23 protein-coding genes and 1 pseudogene are annotated in these 17,103 nt (G+C 62.9%); 3 read left to right on the forward strand and 21 right to left on the reverse strand.

Annotated features, from left to right (window positions below; translation table 11 throughout):
• The 14 genes from ACLQI9_RS15295 to ACLQI9_RS15360 all read right to left on the reverse strand — a co-directional run.
• On the reverse strand, nucleotides 1–953 hold a 953-nt coding region (locus ACLQI9_RS15295; protein WP_442391864.1), incomplete at its 3' end, for an SPFH domain-containing protein.
• A gap of 368 nt (nucleotides 954–1,321) precedes the next feature.
• On the reverse strand, nucleotides 1,322–1,444 hold the full coding sequence (locus ACLQI9_RS15300) for a hypothetical protein (RefSeq protein WP_442381216.1): 123 nt from the start codon (nucleotides 1,442–1,444) through the stop codon (nucleotides 1,322–1,324).
• Nucleotides 1,437–1,604, reverse strand: a complete 168-nt coding sequence (locus ACLQI9_RS15305) for an excisionase family DNA-binding protein (RefSeq protein WP_442381218.1) — start codon at nucleotides 1,602–1,604, stop codon at nucleotides 1,437–1,439. Before ACLQI9_RS15305 ends, ACLQI9_RS15300 begins: the two co-directional genes overlap by 8 nt.
• Nucleotides 1,598–1,801, reverse strand: coding sequence for a helix-turn-helix domain-containing protein (locus tag ACLQI9_RS15310; RefSeq protein WP_442391865.1), 204 nt, complete (start codon nucleotides 1,799–1,801; stop codon nucleotides 1,598–1,600). The genes ACLQI9_RS15305 and ACLQI9_RS15310 overlap by 7 nt, the downstream gene beginning before the upstream one ends.
• 180 nt (nucleotides 1,802–1,981) lie before the next feature.
• A complete protein-coding gene (locus tag ACLQI9_RS15315) occupies nucleotides 1,982–2,389 on the reverse strand; it encodes a nuclear transport factor 2 family protein (protein WP_442381214.1) in 408 nt (135 codons plus the stop codon).
• Between the two features lie 9 nt (nucleotides 2,390–2,398).
• Entirely contained in the window at nucleotides 2,399–2,899 is a 501-nt protein-coding gene (locus ACLQI9_RS15320; RefSeq protein WP_442391866.1) for a nuclear transport factor 2 family protein, read from the reverse strand.
• Nucleotides 2,896–3,222 (reverse strand): putative quinol monooxygenase, encoded by a 327-nt coding sequence (locus tag ACLQI9_RS15325; protein WP_442380345.1) that lies wholly within the window; start codon nucleotides 3,220–3,222, stop codon nucleotides 2,896–2,898. Before ACLQI9_RS15325 ends, ACLQI9_RS15320 begins: the two co-directional genes overlap by 4 nt.
• Nucleotides 3,223–3,230: 8 nt before the next feature.
• Nucleotides 3,231–4,184, reverse strand: a complete 954-nt coding sequence (locus tag ACLQI9_RS15330) for an NAD-dependent epimerase/dehydratase family protein (protein ID WP_442391867.1) — start codon at nucleotides 4,182–4,184, stop codon at nucleotides 3,231–3,233.
• Nucleotides 4,177–4,620 carry a VOC family protein gene (locus ACLQI9_RS15335; RefSeq protein WP_442380349.1) on the reverse strand — a complete coding sequence of 148 codons (444 nt, stop codon included), beginning with the start codon at nucleotides 4,618–4,620 and terminating at the stop codon, nucleotides 4,177–4,179. Before ACLQI9_RS15335 ends, ACLQI9_RS15330 begins: the two co-directional genes overlap by 8 nt.
• Nucleotides 4,621–4,782: 162 nt before the next feature.
• Nucleotides 4,783–5,514, reverse strand: coding sequence for a TetR/AcrR family transcriptional regulator C-terminal domain-containing protein (locus tag ACLQI9_RS15340; protein ID WP_442380351.1), 732 nt, complete (start codon nucleotides 5,512–5,514; stop codon nucleotides 4,783–4,785).
• A gap of 36 nt (nucleotides 5,515–5,550) precedes the next feature.
• Nucleotides 5,551–6,786, reverse strand: a complete 1,236-nt coding sequence (locus ACLQI9_RS15345) for a DUF1214 domain-containing protein (protein ID WP_442380353.1) — start codon at nucleotides 6,784–6,786, stop codon at nucleotides 5,551–5,553.
• Nucleotides 6,787–6,790: 4 nt separating this feature from the next.
• Entirely contained in the window at nucleotides 6,791–7,600 is an 810-nt protein-coding gene (locus ACLQI9_RS15350) for a sugar phosphate isomerase/epimerase family protein (protein ID WP_442380355.1), read from the reverse strand.
• Between the two features lie 2 nt (nucleotides 7,601–7,602).
• Nucleotides 7,603–8,787, reverse strand: coding sequence for a sulfotransferase family protein (locus ACLQI9_RS15355; protein WP_442380357.1), 1,185 nt, complete (start codon nucleotides 8,785–8,787; stop codon nucleotides 7,603–7,605).
• A complete protein-coding gene (locus tag ACLQI9_RS15360; RefSeq protein ID WP_442380359.1) occupies nucleotides 8,784–9,905 on the reverse strand; it encodes an LLM class flavin-dependent oxidoreductase in 1,122 nt (373 codons plus the stop codon). The genes ACLQI9_RS15355 and ACLQI9_RS15360 overlap by 4 nt, the downstream gene beginning before the upstream one ends.
• Before the next feature lie 165 nt (nucleotides 9,906–10,070).
• Between ACLQI9_RS15360 and ACLQI9_RS15365 the strand changes: the two genes are divergently transcribed.
• Nucleotides 10,071–10,568, forward strand: coding sequence for a nuclear transport factor 2 family protein (locus tag ACLQI9_RS15365; protein ID WP_442380361.1), 498 nt, complete (start codon nucleotides 10,071–10,073; stop codon nucleotides 10,566–10,568).
• 81 nt (nucleotides 10,569–10,649) lie between these two features.
• Here ACLQI9_RS15365 and ACLQI9_RS15370 read toward each other — a convergent pair whose 3' ends face one another.
• From ACLQI9_RS15370 to ACLQI9_RS15380, 3 genes are all read right to left on the reverse strand, one after another.
• A complete protein-coding gene (locus ACLQI9_RS15370; protein WP_442380363.1) occupies nucleotides 10,650–11,489 on the reverse strand; it encodes a thioesterase family protein in 840 nt (279 codons plus the stop codon).
• A 349-nt stretch (nucleotides 11,490–11,838) separates the two neighbouring features.
• On the reverse strand, nucleotides 11,839–12,750 hold the full coding sequence (locus ACLQI9_RS15375; protein ID WP_442380365.1) for an alpha/beta hydrolase: 912 nt from the start codon (nucleotides 12,748–12,750) through the stop codon (nucleotides 11,839–11,841).
• Entirely contained in the window at nucleotides 12,747–13,814 is a 1,068-nt protein-coding gene (locus ACLQI9_RS15380; RefSeq protein ID WP_442380367.1) for a saccharopine dehydrogenase NADP-binding domain-containing protein, read from the reverse strand. Before ACLQI9_RS15380 ends, ACLQI9_RS15375 begins: the two co-directional genes overlap by 4 nt.
• Nucleotides 13,815–13,907: 93 nt before the next feature.
• Here ACLQI9_RS15380 and ACLQI9_RS15385 point away from each other — a divergent pair, with 93 nt between their 5' ends.
• A complete protein-coding gene (locus ACLQI9_RS15385; RefSeq protein WP_442391869.1) occupies nucleotides 13,908–14,495 on the forward strand; it encodes a TetR/AcrR family transcriptional regulator in 588 nt (195 codons plus the stop codon).
• A gap of 247 nt (nucleotides 14,496–14,742) precedes the next feature.
• On the opposite strand, the pseudogene ACLQI9_RS15390 reads toward ACLQI9_RS15385, so the two are convergent.
• Together ACLQI9_RS15390 and ACLQI9_RS15395 are read right to left on the reverse strand one after the other, a co-directional pair.
• Nucleotides 14,743–14,967, reverse strand: a pseudogene (locus ACLQI9_RS15390) (nuclear transport factor 2 family protein); the annotation flags it as partial.
• Nucleotides 14,909–15,085 (reverse strand): hypothetical protein, encoded by a 177-nt coding sequence (locus ACLQI9_RS15395; protein WP_442380387.1) that lies wholly within the window; start codon nucleotides 15,083–15,085, stop codon nucleotides 14,909–14,911. The gene ACLQI9_RS15395 and the pseudogene ACLQI9_RS15390, both read right to left, overlap by 59 nt.
• Here ACLQI9_RS15395 and ACLQI9_RS15400 point away from each other — a divergent pair.
• A complete protein-coding gene (locus ACLQI9_RS15400; protein WP_442380371.1) occupies nucleotides 15,044–15,196 on the forward strand; it encodes a hypothetical protein in 153 nt (50 codons plus the stop codon). The genes ACLQI9_RS15395 and ACLQI9_RS15400 overlap by 42 nt on opposite strands.
• A gap of 152 nt (nucleotides 15,197–15,348) precedes the next feature.
• Here ACLQI9_RS15400 and ACLQI9_RS15405 read toward each other — a convergent pair whose 3' ends face one another.
• A complete protein-coding gene (locus ACLQI9_RS15405; RefSeq protein WP_442380385.1) occupies nucleotides 15,349–16,089 on the reverse strand; it encodes an ABC transporter permease in 741 nt (246 codons plus the stop codon).
• A 116-nt stretch (nucleotides 16,090–16,205) separates the two neighbouring features.
• Complete coding sequence (locus ACLQI9_RS15410) at nucleotides 16,206–17,063, reverse strand: ABC transporter ATP-binding protein (protein WP_442380373.1); 858 nt, start codon at nucleotides 17,061–17,063, stop codon at nucleotides 16,206–16,208.
• Nucleotides 17,064–17,103 lie beyond the last annotated feature (40 nt).

The raw sequence follows: 17,103 nt of genomic DNA on the forward strand, positions 1-17,103 counted from the left end.
TGAGCAGCCTGCTTGACGATTTCGGGCAGCTGATCGATCAGCATCCGGTCCAAGGCCACCCGGTTGTGCGAGGCCGCCGCTTCGGCTTGGATCTTCATTTTCTCAGCGTCGGCAACCGCCAGAATCCGAACGCGTTCTGCCTCCGCCTCGGCGGGCTTGACCACCTCCGAGACCAGCTCTTGCTGCCGTAGCTCTGCGGCGCGCTGAGCCAACTCGGTCCGCATCGCGAGCACTTCGCGCTGGGCTTGCGCCTCGGCCAGCGGTCCCGCCTGGCTGGCTTCTGCCTGCGCTTTGTCGACTTCGGCCTTGTACTGAGCCTGCACGATCGCCGTCTGCCGAGCGAACTCGGCCTGGTTGCGCTGCGACTCCTGCTCGGCCTCGGCCGCGGCCTGATTGGCCTTGGCCTGGGCAATCTGCGCCTGCTGCTGGATGGCCGCGTTGTGCGGCGCGGACATCGCCAGGATGTAGCCCAGGGAGCCGTCGTCGATGGACTGGATCTGCAGGGCGTCGACGGTCAGTCCGATCTTGATCATCTCCCCCTTGGACCCGTCGAGGACCTCGGTGGCCAGCTTCTGGCGTTCCTTGATGATCTGCTCGACGGTCATCGAACCGATGATCGAGCGCAGGTGACCAGCGAAGATTCGCCCAGTCAGAACCGCCATCTGGTTTTGGTCGGACAAGAATCGTTGTCCGGCGCTGACGATGCTTTCGGAGTCGTTGCCGACCTTGAAGGCAATGACGGCTCGAACGTTCAAGGTGATCCCCTGCTGAGTGACGCACCTTTCCTCGACCTCGGCCTCACACATTGCCAGCGTGAGGAACCGAACCTTTCGGAAGAACGGCATGATGAAAGCGCCGTGACCGGTCACCACACGAAACGGGGCGTCGCCAGCAGCGCGGCCGCCGGAGATCAGCATCGCCTCGTCTGGTGCAGGCACTCTGTAGCCGAACATGTTGAACTCCTTGCAGATTCGTGTTTTAGGGTCAGGAAGTCAGCGTTGACAAACTCGAGCCGGGCCATGGCTCAACCAGGACCGTCCGCGCACCTCGGACATCTATCACCAGCACCTCGGTCCCCCTCGGCAGGGGCTGCTCAGACCACGCAAGATAGGCCTCCTTCGTGCCCCGCACGTTCAGAAGGACCTCTCCGACGCCCGCGACGCCGCGGGTCGCCACGATCAACGACCCGACGCAACCGATCACCGAGACGTCACCCACCCCTCGCATACTCCTCCAATCGGCTGTGCTCGCGCACCCCACCATTGACTTGACCGGCGCCCGCCTCGGCCGTCCCCCCGGCGTTGTCGTCGTCTTGATGTGTCTAGGCGGCCTTCGCCGGGACCGGAGTGGTTCGTACGCGGTGCTGACGCCCGACGGCTGCCTGTACGGCCTCATTGATGAGGTCGCGCATTGCCTGGGCCAGCTGGTCGACCGCGTCACTCATGGTCGCCGTTTCCACGTTCGCGGCGGCTCGTTGATGGACGGGATCGACCCATACGGTAACCCGTCAGCTCACCGTCGGCGATCAATCGGCGCACTCTCCGGTCACTGATCTGCAAGTACTCGGCAGCTTTCCCGATAGTGATGTAGTGGCGTCTCACCATGTTGTCCACGTTGTCCACGACTTGAACTGGCCCAGTTGCAGCAGCGATTCGGGATCAATGCGGATGGCCCTAGAACTCCCGATCCGGCACGCCTCAAGTTGTTCGTGGGCAATGAGTGCACGAATCAGGGTCGGGCTGACCTGGTAGTACTCAGCTGCCTGCTTGATCCTCACCCAGCGCGCTGGGCTTCGGCTCATCTGCAGTTTTGGTGGAGCTGCCGGGAATCGAACCAGGCTCAAAAATCGACTTGAGCTGGGATAACAGCGGAATTGACGACGCGACATGACGCCAGACAACGCGAAACGACCTGCGGCTACTCCAACAGGTGTTGATGGCAACAACACCTCTCGAGCCCACGGCTCACCGGGGCGAACACCTCAAGTCGCCAGTAATGCAGCGACCGCCGCCGGGTCCTTGTAGTACACGTCGAGCTCCGCGATTCGCCCGCCCCGCACGGTGTAGATCTCGACAAGTCCCATCTCGACGCTCTTGCCAGAGGCCCGTGAAATGAACGTGAGCCGAAAGCGCGCGGAGACAGCGTCCTCCCCAAGCGGATCAGTGGTGATCGGACCCGCCGTGAGCTCCAGCACGTCGTCCATCCGGTTCAGAAGCTCGAAGAAGCCCTGCGACCCGTGATAGTCACCGCTGAACGGTAGACCTCCGGCTTCGTGAACAACGAAATCCTCATGCAGCAAGCTGCGGCGCTCGTTTCGGTGCTCCGCGCCGTTCGCCGCCATGAACCGGCGAACCGTTGCCAGGCTTCTCTCGGCCGTGTCCGGTGCCATCGAAGCGGCCTATCCGACGCCGACCAACGGGTTCTCGCCCGAGAAATCCGCCGCCATGATGGCAGCTCCGGGCGACGTCTCGGCATGCGTGCGTTCGAGTTTTCGGTAGCTGAAGCGCCATCGGCCATCCTCGCCGCGGATGTAGGTCTCGTGATAGAAGCCGAACCCGCGCAGCCACTGCTTCTCACCGTTTCGCATCCAAAACAGGTTGTCCTCCATGGCCCACACACCAGTCGCGTTGTCCCGGTCCTGAAAGTCGATCACCGGCGTATGACTGTGATGAACGGTGGTGACGTTTGCCAGCTGAACTGAAAGTGCTTCGGCTGCGGCTTTTCCGCCAACAATCGGTTCGCTAGAGATCGACATCGCGACGTAGTCGTCGGTGTGCAACTCTGCGTAAGTCGCCCAGTCCTTCTGGTCGACCGCATGATCGCGTAGGGCTTTGAGCCGGTAGATCGCCTGGAGCTCGACCAGCATCTCGACATCGGTCATGTCGTTAGCTCCGCTCATGTCATGTCCTCGAACCGCGAGACAACCGGTTCCGCGCCTGGGCTGACGTATTGCACGAGTTGGGGCATGCCCTCCGTCAGGAGCAGTGACTTTGGCACCGACTCCCTTACCCAGGCGGTATCCCCGTGTGCGACGCAGGCTGCTTGGTCCCGATACACCTCGACGACCACGTAGGTGTCGGCCTCTTCGACGCTCTTGGCGAAGCCGTAGTAGGCGACACCCGGCTCGTTCTCAAGCGTCATTGCCGTGACATGGGTCATCAGATCTTCGAACGCCTGCGCGTTCTCTGTAGGCACCCGCAAGTGAGCGATGAAGGTAATCATCGGCCTTCCTAGACCTTCGCCGGTTCGCCGATGACGTGGTGGGAGGTCTGCAGCCGGTCCTTCGCGGCTTCGATCGTTCGGCGCACGCCTTCGCGAACCGACACTTTGTTCGGACCCAACAACCCCACCATTTTGGTCGTGTCGGCCCATATCGGCCAGGCCCTACTGTTCTCGACGAATACCGGCTCCTTGCCGAGTATCTCGCCGGCGATCTGGCAGTACTCCTGCGTCGTCACGGCTTCCGTCCCGCCGACGTTGACGATCTCGGCGCCAACCTTGGCGATACCCGCTGCAGCGATGGTCTTTTCGACGTAATCACTCTCGTACAACGGGGTATGGACATTTCGCACGCCCGGATAGACGCTCACCGGTTGATCCCGGATCATCTGGTCGATGCGTTGCGTGACTCCGCCGCCCCGCGGGCCGTAGAAGGAGAAGATCCGCACTATCACAACCGGCAGCTGGTAATCCACGCTGAGATGTTTGAGAAGGAATTCGGCCGCGATCTTGCTGGCGGCATAGTTCTCCGCGGAGCTGTGCAGGCCGTAGGGATCGTCCTCGCGCAGGGGCCGCTCGCCCTGATACTCATAGAGCGAACCGGTGCTGCCGTGCACGAAGGCTTCGCAGTCCCGGTATCGCCTGGCGAGGCGCCCCGCGGCGCCCGCATTGACCTCATAGGCGTTCTTCTGCGGCGGCAGGACAGCGTAATTGATCACCACATCAACTGATTCCGGCAGCGGCGACAGGTCGGGATCGGCAAGATCGAAGGCAATCGGATGCGCGCCCGCCTCCTCCAGCATCCGCTTCTGCGCGGGATCGGAAAACCGTGCCACTGCGTAGACCTCATTTGTCTTCGCGAGCTCTTTGGCAACCGGGAACGCCACCACGCCGCTCGCGCCGGTCACGAGAACCCTTCGCCCTGACAAGTCGTGCATCGCAACTTCTTTCGTAGCGTTATCCATCGGCCGCGGACACCTCCATGGCTCCAGCCTCGTAACTGCCCATGAACTCCATCGGCACCCCGCCCACGGTGCAGATGAACAGGTCAACGCCAGGCACCCCCGTGTCGAGAACTGTGACGTCGCCGGTGAATTGGCGCGCTCTATTCTGCATGATGCGGTAATCGTCGGCCAGGAAGGACAGTGCGGCGAGTCCTTCGGGTGCGGCTGTGCGTAGCTGTTCGGGAACGTCGAGAACTTCGACGAGACCTGCCACGCCACTGCCCAGGATCGTGACGTCCGCCCCCTCGGACGGTGGCCACCCAAGGGTCGTCTCGAGTATCTCCCCCGGAACCCGGAAACTGTGTTGCACCTCCATTCCGACGACGTCTGTGAGGAATCCGATGAACCTCGTCGCTGAATGGCTGAGCATCACCACGTGATGCAGCTGGTTCGGCACGGCGAGACCTCCCGATGAGCGCCTATTGGTGCGTCACGTCGGATGCTAGCCAGGCGGGTCGAACCGGGCCACAGATTGCGGAATATTTTTCCCGAAACGAAAAAAGTCTCAGGCGATCTCGGCGTCGTCGGCATCCGCATATCGAGACGAGGGCGTCCCCGATCAGCGTCGGCGGCGGGCTATTGTATTGCCGCTCTGGCTGCCCACCACCTGCTCCAGCCCGGCGATCACCAACTCGAGGCTGAACTCGAACTGACCTTCGTCCGGGCCGGCATCCCCCTGCGCGGCGACGACTTGGCGGAGGACGGGAAAGTCATCGGCAGCTGCCGACCTCAACGCAGCCGAGATGCCCGGAACGTCCGGGTGGACGGGATTCTCGGCCATGCGCAGAGCGTCGCGCCCGGCCGCATAGGCCAGCTCAGTTACGAACGTCAGCGTGCGGCCGGCCTGCTCGATGTCGAGTCCGGCACCGACCAGCGCTTGCAGGACGCTTTCCACCGGATCGAGCGCGCCCAAACCCTGGCTTCCAGGCAGATGGATGGCAACCGCCAAGGCGCCTAGCTTGATGGTTGCCTCGCGTAGCGCATGCACATAAGCGCGCACTACGTCGCGCCAGTCGCCGCCGCCGGGAATCTTGACGCGGCGAAGCTCGGATTCGAAGACATCCAGGACCACCAGCTGCCGCAGCCCGTCCCGGTCTCCGACGTGGTAGTTGAGCGCCTTCGGATCGACTCCCAGCACGTCGGCGACCTTCTGCATGGTCAAGGCTTCGGGCGCTATCGTGCGCGCCGCGGCGATTATGCGCTCACGGCTGATACGCGCCGGTCGGCCACGGGTACGCGGTGCCACGACGTCGCCGTGAAACCCGGATACATCGATTGCTTTGCTGCCCACATTCATGAGCCTAAGCGGACGTCAGTCGGAGCACCGTCAGATGCCGTAGCGCAATTTGATGCTGTGATAGCGATCGAGCATCTGCTGCACACGCTCGCCCTCGGAGACCATCACGGTGTCGGAAGGCAAAGCGTCGAGCAGTTCCGAGCGCTTCACCAACCGAGTACGGAAGCGAGCGGGGTTCTGGCTCATCAGATTGCGATAGGTGAGGTTGCCGTTCGAAAAGCCTTGAGTGTCAAGCCAGTTGTGCACACCTGGATCGTCGTGCGCAATCACCAGGCGCACCACGCCGTCGCTGTCCACCTTGGTACGTGCGGGGGTGTAGCTCACCGGGCGGTACAGGAAGTCCATGCTGGCCGCGAAAACATTGCCCATCCCAAAGATCCAGAAGCCGTCGTGGTTATCCATCTCGACGATCAGCGCCTTGTCCGGCCTCAATTCCCAGATCATGTGCGCCGCCAGCCGCCCGCGCTTGGCGTCGTCGTCGGTGTTGGCGGTCCGCTCGGGCGGGAACTGGTTCGTAAATGCCGGGTCGCACACGCCGTTGGAGTACTTCCACGAATGTTCGGGCCAGTCGTGCATCACGCCGGTGAGGAAGTCCCCGGCCCACCCCATCGCCTCGATGACCCGCTCCGGCGTCGGTACGGGCCGTGGGCCGTCCATACCGATCCGCTCGATCGACAGCGTGGTCGGCGTCTCGAACCACGCGTCGAACGCCTCGCGGATGAACAACTTCCGCGAACCGGGCGTCGTCGGCAGCCAGTTCTCGGCGCGTATCTCTCCCCCGACGTAGAGTTCGAAACTGCCGTCGGCTTCGGTGGTGATCTGATGACCGAAGATGTTGGTCTCCGGAATGTCCCCAAAGGGTTCGTGCAGACTCGGCCAGTCGGTGCCCGGGATGCGGTCCGGTCTCGGACCCTGCACCGTCAGGTTCAGCCACCGCGCGGTGCCGCGTTTACCGCTGATCCGGTAGGCGTGGTCACCGTCGATCCATGCCTGGCGATAGGTGAAGTCGGCGACATCACCGCCCAGCTTGCGCGTCGGTGTGCAGAAGGGATGTATCTGTGGATAGGCCGGATCATTGGTCTCCAGCGCGAGGTCGAACGCCTGCCCCAGGTTCTGGGCGAGGAAGCGGAATGCGTCGGCGCGCAGGATCGGCGAGCTGGGATTGGCGTCCTTGAACACGTCATCGCCCGCGGACTTGAGTTGATCGCAGAAACGGTGCCAGGAATCGCGCATCGCTTCGTCGGCGGGTCCGTCGCCATAGGCCATTGGTTCAGGCTCCCAGCCGGGTCAGGATTTCCGACACCCTTTGCGCCGCGCGTTCGGTGGCGGGCCGGGCACCTTCTGCCTTAATGCGCGGGCCGACCAACTCGATGTCGAAGACGCCTGGATAGCCGGCCTCGAGCACGTCGCCCAGTATTCGGTCGAGCGGGATCACCCCGTCGCCGGGCACCGCGCGGCAGGGCGCGGTGCGGTCGCCCAGCACGTAATCACTCACCTGGACAAGACCCGTCATCGGAATCGCTTGCTGCAGAAGCGCCTTCAAGCCAGCCTCCATCCAACAGGCGTGCCATTCGATGCAGAGACCGATGCCGGCGAGTTCCGCGAGGGTGATGGTATCGGCGAGCGTGTGGGCAATGTGGATGTCGGCATTGAACGACGAGGCGTTCTCGACGAGCACACGAACCCCCCGGGCAGCAGCTGCCGCCGTGCATGGCGCGATGAGCGCGGTGAAGCGTTCGGCAGCTTGCTCCCACGTCAAATATCCGCGGCCGCCCGTTTGCAAATACACCGAGCTGGCCCCCAACGCCGCGGCGATGTCGATGGCCTGCAGCAGCTTCGCGGTGGCTTCGCCACGGTCGTTATCCAGGTCGGGATAGACGGCGAACTGATGATTCACCGCTTCCACTTGCGGCGCGCCGGCCCCCAGTGCCTGCTGAGCCTCATCTACCCCGCCCGGCCGCATCAGCGAAGGAGTCACCAGCGTCGTGTGCTGCACGCCGATCCTGCGGCAATGGTCGAGGAACGCCGTGGTGCTCTCATCGAGGAATGCAACTTGGTGCAGGCTGACGCGCGGATGCATTCCTAGGCTCTCGTCTCGATCTCGACTCCGAACCGTTCGCGGAACGGTCTGAACTCCTCGTTGAGGGCGTTGATGTCCTCACCGATGTCAGTGAGCAACGACGTCGAATAGCGGAACTTGCCGTAGCGGTCACCCTTGTTGTTCGCGAGGTAATCACGCATCGCGCGCTCGGCCCCAGGGGTAAGCTGCCGCCCAGCGAAATCGTAGTAGCCGCGCACTGTTGCGATCTGGTCGGAGACAAAGTCCCGGTAGCGGACATGGTGGATGCGCGGGTCGTCAACCATAGGGTTGGTCATGGTGTTGGCGATGCCCGCTCGCGTCATCTCGAGATGCTTCTTCGCCTCGACCTTCAGATCGATCGGACCGACGATACCGTCCATGATGTCGGCCATCATCATGGTGCGCGATGCCGCCACCTGTACGGGATCGCGGTGCAACCACACGAGTGTGGCGTCGGGATAGGCCTCGAAGAACTCCTCGAGCCGAAAGCCGTGAAATCCCTTGAGCACCCAATATTTCTCAGGCCTGCCGTACTGGAGCTGCTGCAGCATCGCCTTGTGAATTCGGTACTGTGCCCGAGCGTCGGTGGGCAAGCCCTGAGTCACGGATTCGATCGGCACTCGCCACCAAGCGGTCGGCGTCATCACCCGGAAATCAAAGGCCCAGGTGCGTTCGTCCTCGGGCAAGCCATCGCCGAGCATGTCGTTGTAGGGGTGCGAATGCAGCCATTTCGGCAGTTTGGCGTTGATCTCACGCCAATCATCGTCGGCGCGAACTCGGCGCGGATCGTCAGTGCCAGCGACGCCCGGCGGTGGCGACGGATACATAACCTCCCAAAACCTCAGGGCCCGAGCCTTGGGGTCGACGGACATCAAGGCGTGCATGAGCGTGGTTCCCGTGCGCGGTTCGCCGGTCACGAACATCGGCCGCTCGATCACCTCGTTGGCGATCGGGTAGCGGTTACGGTCCTCGAAGAACTCAAGTCGCGAGGTGAGAAGCCAGTGGCAGACTTGCGCCGCCCGTCGACGACCGTCTGCATCCATCGTCGCCGCGTTGAGCTGATCGACTGCCAGCCCGAAGCGCTTTGGCAAGGTGGCGTCGCTCCAGTCGTACAGTCCCATCTCGGCCTGCGCACGAGTTAGCATCGCCTGCGCGTCGAGGGCGTTTTCGGTTGCAGGCGTGGTCATTTGCCACCGACCAGGGTGAGCAGTTCGTCCTCGGTCTCGCGCACCTTGGCGGCCGAGCCTGCGCTGAATGCGAGTCCACCCATGCTGCCGTACTCCATCAACTTGAACACCCGCAGACCCGCGTCGCAGAAGCCCTTCATCCGCTGCGCCACCTGCTTGGGCGTGCCACAGGGGATGATGTTGCGAATCGCCTGTGTATCAACGTCTTCGCAGAACTTTATGATCTTCTCGCGTGACAGCTTGACCGGGTCGAAGTCCATGATCCCGCGCCAGTCTGAGCCCATCGGGTGCTCGTAGCCGAACGTGCGGAGGTCCTCTGCAGTGAGCATCAGGATGATGGACTTGACCAGCGGAGCCTTCAGCATCGCCTCGATCTCGTCGTCCTCGCCAATCAAGCACATCTGTGTGATCGCGGGGACGATCGCCATGGGGTCGCGACCGGCCCGCTCGGCCGCCTCCCGAACGACACCGAGTTTGGCGGCGTAGTCCTCCGGTGTGAACGAGCCCGCAGGCCACCACCCGTCGGCGTGCCGGCCGGCGATGCGCAGCATGCGAGGCCCGGCGGCACCGATCCAGATCGGCGGGACCCTGCCTTCGTAGGCTTCGGTGTCCAGCCGCGCGTGCTCGAGACGATAGAAGTCACCCTCGAAGTCCACCGGTCCGTCGCTCGCCCAGAGCAGCTTGATGACTCTAACCGACTCCTCGAAACGACTGACTGGCTTGGCGAAGTCGAACCCGTAGGGCACGGTGTTTTCGAGCTCACCGGAGCCGAGGCCGAGGATGAAGCGGCCCTTCGAAAGGTGATCGAGGGTCAGTGCTGTCTGCGCGAGCATGGCTGGGTGTCTGCGGACCGTGTCAACGACGGTCGTGACGATGGGTGTCGTCGTCGTGAGGACGGCAGCCGCGGCGGCGACGGCCATACCGTCGAGGTGCCGGTGCGGCGATGGTGACGCTGTGGCGAGATCGGTGAACTCGGGTGCCCAGATCGAATCCGGCCAGAAACTGACCATGTGGTCCGGCAGCCAAATGGAGTGATATCTCCCGGAGTCGTACTGATCGAGCATGTCGATTGCGAGCGGAAGCGTAGTGCGCAGAAACGCGGCCGGCTGGACCTTCATCGGTTGACGGTCCGTGCAACGCCCGTAGTCATCCGCTGACACAGTCCGATCGCGCTGAGCATTCGCTCAGCGTAACCGTACGCTGTGCGCCGGAACCTGAGGATCATCGACTCGATGCCACTCCGACGATGACCACCAGCATTGTAAGAAAAGAGGAGGATTGCGATGGACGGTGACAGCGTGCGCAACGACATCGAGTCGATCAAGCAGTTGAAGGCGCGTTACTGCCGATATCTCGATACCAAGGACTGGGATCGATGGCGGGAACTCTTCACCGACGACTTCGTAGGCGACACAACGGAAGCGGGAGGCACGGTGATCGTCGGCGTGGATAGGTTCATGGCCTACACCCGCAACACGATCGGCAAGCCGTCTCAGGTCACTGTCCATCAGGTGCACGCTCCCGAAATCGAACTGACATCGGCGACGACAGCTCGGGGCGTCTGGGCGCTCAACGACGTCGTCCGCCTGGTGCCGGCCTTGACCCTGCACGGCTACGGCCACTATCACGAGACCTACGAGAAGATCGACGGCCGATGGCGAATCAAGGCCTCCAAGCTGACCCGGCTTCGCGAGGACGTGACGGTGCCAGTGTTCGCTCCGCGTATCGCCGCGCGTTTGCGAGCCGCCGCGGCGAAGATCGCGCGTCGCTGTGCCGACTGAACCGCCATACCATGTCTGTCTCAAGCGAGCCAGGCGCAAAGGTTGCTGCTCAGTTGAGGGGTAGTCATGATTGATGTGCTGTCACACCTGAGTCGTGAAGGGCGGATTGAACGCATCGGCGGATTGGGCCAGAGCCAGCGCCGAACTGGTGCCGATCGGCCCGTGCCGATCGAACAAGGTCGCTCCGCCAGTTGCCACACCGGCTGTGCCGTAGTGGCTTTGGGCTGCCAGCCCGAGGTATTCACCGTCCGGCAGTCGGCTCGCAGTGACCGTGTAGTCGGCGTTGATATAGCGCAAACCGCCAGTGCCCCAATGGGTGAGCGAACTTGTGATATCACCGATGAATGCCAGTCGACTAAACGGTGTGAGCGGGTGACCCTGCACCATCGGGCGGAAGACCCGCGTCCACGCGAACTTCTGGGCGTGGGATTGCTCCCACTCAGTCATACCTCGAGTCCCCTTCTCGGGGTTGGCGCCGTACCCCCAGATGAAAAACGGCATGTCTGAGGGGAATTCGTCGGAGTCGGTTGGAAGCGGCGGCATCCGCACCGGGGCGGTCCACACCTCGCCGTCGGGTTGCTCGCCTCGTCGCAGAAACAGTGCGCTGGCCCGGGCGACGGTCTTTCCGTTCTGCACCAGCGCGCCGTCGACGAGTTTGATGCGCCGTCCTTCCCGCTGCACCGAGGTCTGAATCTGCACCGGTTCGAGCAGAGCTGGCCGCAACAGGTCGACCGTGATACGGGCAGGCTGAAGGTCGGGATCGACGCCGGATTGCTCTATGCCCCAACCCAACAGGCCTCCGACGATCTGACCGCCCATTGTGGCACCCCACGGTCCTCGCGCCATCACGCTCGGCAGATAGGAGTCGCCGTCGACAGTGAAGAACGCCTCGGACATGATGGTGGAATCCCCGATCGTCACCGGTATCACGTTACGACACCGCACAGTAGGAACCGGGTCCGCCGCCGGCACCACCTCCGAACATTGTGTTCCGGCCGTTTGCCGTCTGAGCGGCAGCATGTTTTGGTGGAGCTGGCGGGAATCGAACCCAGCTCAGAAATCTCGTTGAACTGGGGAAACAGCGGAATTGACGACGCGAAGCGACCTGTGAATACACCGGCGGTGTCGATGGCATCAACGCTGATCGCTGGCCCCGAGTGATCGTCGTCCCGATGGCGGCAGGGCTCCCTGCCGTCGAGCATGGTCGTGAGTGCGGGGTATGACTGGTCGGCCGGCGGTGGCTAGATGGTGCAGGTGCGGCGGGACCGTGTCACTGGTCGGGCATCTCGGAGTGTCGGCGCAAGAAGGATGTCTCGACTCGTAACACGTTCTCGTGGTCAAGCCCGCCGGCGTAGACGTCGTAGTGCCCGCCGCGGCTGCGGTATAGCTCTCCGAGGGGTGCGCGCGCGGCTACGGCCAGCGCCGGTCCGGTGGGAGCTATGGTGTCGTGTTCCGCCACAACCATGAGCAGCGGGCATCGGGCATTCCGGGCGTGTCTCGCCGGTCGGTGCACCGTCACGTCAAGCAGAGACCGGGCGGTGATCTCGTTGGACCAGGACCCGTCGCCGGGGTCGAGTCGGGCCATGCCATTCATCGCATCGTCGGTTGCGATCACCCCGAGCTGCCCCGGGGGCACGCTGATGGGCAGATAGCGCGGGGGTCGGTCGAGCACTGACCCAGCCAGGTCGGCCAGGGCGTACACGGTCAGCCGCAGCGCGCGGGCGGCCGGGATGTTGGTCAGCCCGGCCAAACCGTCCACCAACGGGCATTGCGCAATGGCGCCAGCTAAACCGGGTTCACTGGCGGCCAGCGCGACAATGTGCATGCCGGCAAATGAGGTGCCCCACACAAACATCCGTGCAGCGTCGAACTCCTCTTGGGTGCGTGCCCAAGCCAGCGCAGAGCGGTAATCCTGGAGCTGACGACGGACAGAGAGGAACTGTCGTGGCTCACCGGTGGAGTCACCCCAGTGTCGGTAGTCGAACGCAACTGCTGCAAATCCGCTGCTGGCGAATCGTTGCGCGAACGGCGCTAAGCCACCGGCTTTGATACCGCCGATACCGTGCGCCATGACCACGACGGGAACCGGACCGGGCCGGTCGGGCATGTACACCCAGGCATCGAGCTGGTCGCCCTCGCCAGCTGGGATCCGCAGTTGGCGGCGGACGGCGCAGCCCGTCACGATGTCACCGCGCCCGGTGTGATGATCTGTGCGCCCGCGCTGCCGGCCAAGTCGGCGCCGAATAGTGCGCCGGGGGTGAATGAGCCTGGGTCGACCTGACCGTCGCTTATCCGTGTGGCGGTGTGTGCGGCGACCCTGGCGGTGAAGCTGTAGCCCTCCCCGGTGCGGAGCCACGCTTCACGATGTGTGCGGTCGGGCCACTCGAGTCGCGCGTACGCCCAGGAGATGTCGCCGGACTTCACCGGTGGAGTCAACCGAACATGGCTGACCAGCCGCTGAGCCCCGGCCCGGATTGGCTGCGCGGCTAGCAGAGCTGACAGCATCGGCAGGACCGCGCGCACTGTTCGCCCGCTGGGCACCTCACTGGAGAAGGCCACCACATCGTGAGCCCCTGATGCGCGGCGTGCCGCTTCCAGCTCACCGGTCGGAACCGCGAGGCCCTGGATTGCGGGCAAGCCCGGCAACGGAATCCACGCGTGCTCGGCGCCAAGCCGTGTCCGCACCAGGTGCCCGTCCCGGTAGCGCCGCCCACCGTATGCGACGGCATCGATCACACTGGACAGCACGGCCGAGCCCAAGCCGTCCACGGCGGGCATTGCGGCGACTGTCGCGCGGGCTGCCTCGGGTCGGCCGCTGACCAACTCGATGACGAGTGCCTCGGTGGCCAGGACACCAAAGCCCGCTCCGGTGACCAGCGTGACTCCCGCGCTTCTTGCGTCGGCATCCATGTTCAGCAGCGCCTGCACTGACGATAGCTCGTTAGCCAGATCCACGTAGTGGCTCCCGGCGGCCAGGCATGCTCGGGCCAGCGGCGCGCTTGTCAAGCCGAACGGGCCGATGGTGTTCACCACGACCGTTGGCTTTTCGGCCGCAATCAGCGCAACCAACTCAGCCGGCCCGGGCGACAGGATCGTGCGGTTCTGTCTTCCCAGCGATGCGGCAGCGGTGGCCAGCCTGTCGTGGTCACGTCCGATGAGCACCACATCGGCGTCGTTGCCGATCAGTTCAGAAGCGATTGCGCGACCGCCCTTGCCGGTCGCGCCGAGTACCCAGATTGTCTGCATTCATTTACGGTACAGTGTGCATCGTTAATGTGTCAACGCTATCGTTCTGGTGATCACATGTCAGGTCTTCGAGGTCGTCCACGCGACACTGCCTTGGACACCGCGATCGCGAATGCGACTGAGGCGGTGTTGCTTTCGCATGGCTATTCAGCGGTGAACATCGATCGCGTCGCCAAGCTGGCTGGCACTACCCGCGCTGCGATCTACCGCCGGGCAAAGACTCGCGGCGAGCTCGTTGTCGCGCTGCTGGTGAGCCGTTTCGGGATCGACCCCGCCCCCGACAGCGGTAATTTGCGCGAGGATCTGCGGCTAATACAGGAACTTCAGCGCCACTTTTTCGTCGCCCCCATGGTCCAGGCCGCTTTGGCCGGCGTGCTCAACGATGTCCGAGACGACGGTGAGCTCGGCGAGGTGTTCTACGCGCGCTTCATGGAACCCCGTCGCCGCTCGGTGGCCGCAATGCTCGCCCGAGCCGCCGACCGAGACGAGATCGCGCCGCCATCGCAGCCGGGTGTTATCTCCGACCTACTGACCGGCCCGCTGCTCCTTCGCACAGCGCTACCACCCATCGGGCCGATCGACGACACACTCGTGAACGCCACCATCGAGGCCGCGTTGACGGCATGTGGCGCTGTTGATCGCACCGCCGATAGGCCAGCGGCCAAACCAAGCCAGCGATGATGGCCCACGTTGAATTCGTTACCTGCGGTTACGTTGTCGGGTCTTGACGGCGTCAAGAGCAGTACTTTTGTCGACTCGAGTCGTCCGACAGCGTTTCGAGCATCCCGACATGGTCTGGCCTCCATCGAGAGGAAACTCGACGTCCTAGTGCGATCGCGTGATAGGCGAGTCGGCCCGCCGCCCCAAGCGGGATGACGGGCCGACCCATTCCGAGGAGCGTTGCATTTCGTCAGACAAGCAAGTCCTACTACCCCGCCGCGACCTGTTTCCTGCCGTAGACCCGCTCCATTACCGCCGTGTCTGTGTGCGCCAGTACTCGGACCGTCTTGCCGCCGCGAAGGGTAAATACGTCGGCGTCTTCGCCTCTTTCGTCGCCAACCGTCACTTCGGTTAACGCGACGACGGTGTCGCCGTCAGCGAGGAGGCGGTTTAGCTTCACCGTCACCGACTTCTCGGCCCATCGGCTGAGGTACGAGGCCGGGCATATACGGCGCGAAGCCGATCCCGCCGATCGCCGCAAGTCGATGCTTCGCTTTGAAGGTCACGGGATGGCGGTAGGCCGCGAGTTTTTCGGCCCGCTCGGTGCTCATCTGCGATCTGCTCTGACCGATATGCCGGACACGGATCTTGTTGTTGCTCATCGGGTTTTAACGGCAATAATCGCGGCAATGTCGATGTTTGAAGAAGAGCTTCGAGCGTAGGCCCCAATCACAGCGAAGGGAAGTGGCCGGAGCGGTTCGTCGTGACGGAGGGCCGTGGCAGCGCAACTCGGGCGAGTCAAAAGACCCGACGGCTGGACGAAAAAGCGAACAGCGTTTACGTGGAGCCGCACAATCATCTCGCGGTAGCAGAATCAGTTCTTGTCCGACCACCGGAAAACTGCTACGCAGGCAATCAAACCGCCGATACTCCATGCTGTCAGCACAAAGAATATGTGCCAGTGCTCCCAGCTGCCGGCTGGCTCGAAGGCGACCATTTTCGATGGCAGCAATACCGAGCGGAAGCCTTGAGCCATCCATTTGACCGGAAAGATGGAGCCTAGGGTCAACATCCACATCGGTAACGCGGCAAGCGGCACGTATGTGCCCGAGAGGAATTGCAGGCCTACCGCTGGGCCGTTGGTGACAACTGCGGCCGACACCGCGTTACTTGCCAGGTTGCTGATGAAGATGCCTAACAGCGAACAACTGACGATCCCCAGAAGAAACACCCACGTCAGCGTGAACCATCCGAAAACCGTTGTAGGTAGTTGAAGTTCGAAGAAAAGCACCCCTACCGACAGGAGTACGATCGCCTCGGCGAGACTGGCGATGGCAACCAGCAAAATTTTTCCGATGAAGTACGACGATGCGGTCGTTGGCGTCCCACGAAGCCGCCTCAGGGCTCCAGTGTCGCGGTCGGCGGCAATGCTGATGCCAAGGTTGATGAATGATGTCGAGAGAATCCCGTAAGCGAGCATGCTCGACGCGATCACGGTGCCGGTGCTGATTTCGCTGTGGGGCAGTTTCGTGGAAAAGATCGAACCCAGCAGGATACAAATCACAGCCGGCATCGAGAATGTCAGCGCCAACTGCTCAGGCCGACGGTAGAACATCTTCAACTCGGGGACTACTCGCGACAACCCAATACGTAGCGGAGATGGCAGCGGTGACTGCGACTCAGTCAGCCTGTGTTGCGGCGTTGGGGCACAAGCCATGTGGTCGATGTCCGTCATTTCAGGCCGATCAAGTGCAGATAAGCGTCTTCGAGCGTCGGCCGCGAGACTGTCAGCTCAGCCAGTTCTGCCCCATCTTTGGACCGCTGTCTGATCAGTTCGGTCGGGTGATCTGTTTCCTCTACATGGACTGCATCTCCCCGCCTCCACCGGACCGTCGCAGCCGAGCTCACGTATCCGATCAAGTTTTGCGGTGAGTCGACTGCCACCACCCCGCCGCCGGCGATGACTGCGACACGGTCGGCCAGGGCCGCGGCTTCGTCGAGGTAGTGGGTAGTCAGCAGGATTGTCGTGCCATCGTCCGCCAATAGCCGGATAAGGTCCCAGAAGCGTCGTCTGGCTTCTGGATCGAACCCAGTCGTCGGTTCGTCGAGAAAGACCAATTTAGGCATGTTGATGATGCCGAGAGCGACGTCGAGCCGACGGCGCTGTCCCCCTGAGAGCGTGCGTACTTTTGAATCGGAAACCGAGCCGAGTCCAACGAGTTCGAGTACCTCCTCGGGGACTCTGGCCGTCCCGTAGCAGTTCGCGAACATGTGCACGGTTTCAGACACTGTGAGCATGCCGGCGTCGCTGGCTTCTTGGAGCACTATCCCGACCTTGGCGCGCCAACTCCTGCCTGCGGTTCCGGGGTCTTCGCCTAGCACGCGCACGTTTCCAGAATCACGCTTTCGGTGACCCTCAAGGATTTCTATGGTCGTCGACTTGCCCGCTCCGTTGGGCCCGAGGATTGCGAATATCTCGCCATAGTCGACATCGAGGTCCAAATCCCGCACCGCCTGTAACTGCCCGTAAGACTTTGACAGCCCTCGGACGATCACCGCGGGCGATTGATCCGCCTGCCTCACTGCCATCGCCGGACCGTTCTGTGCGCGCAGTCCATCGTCCCCATCG

It is taken from the genome of Mycobacterium sp. (assembly GCF_052143115.1).
Lineage (GTDB): Bacteria > Actinomycetota > Actinomycetes > Mycobacteriales > Mycobacteriaceae > Mycobacterium.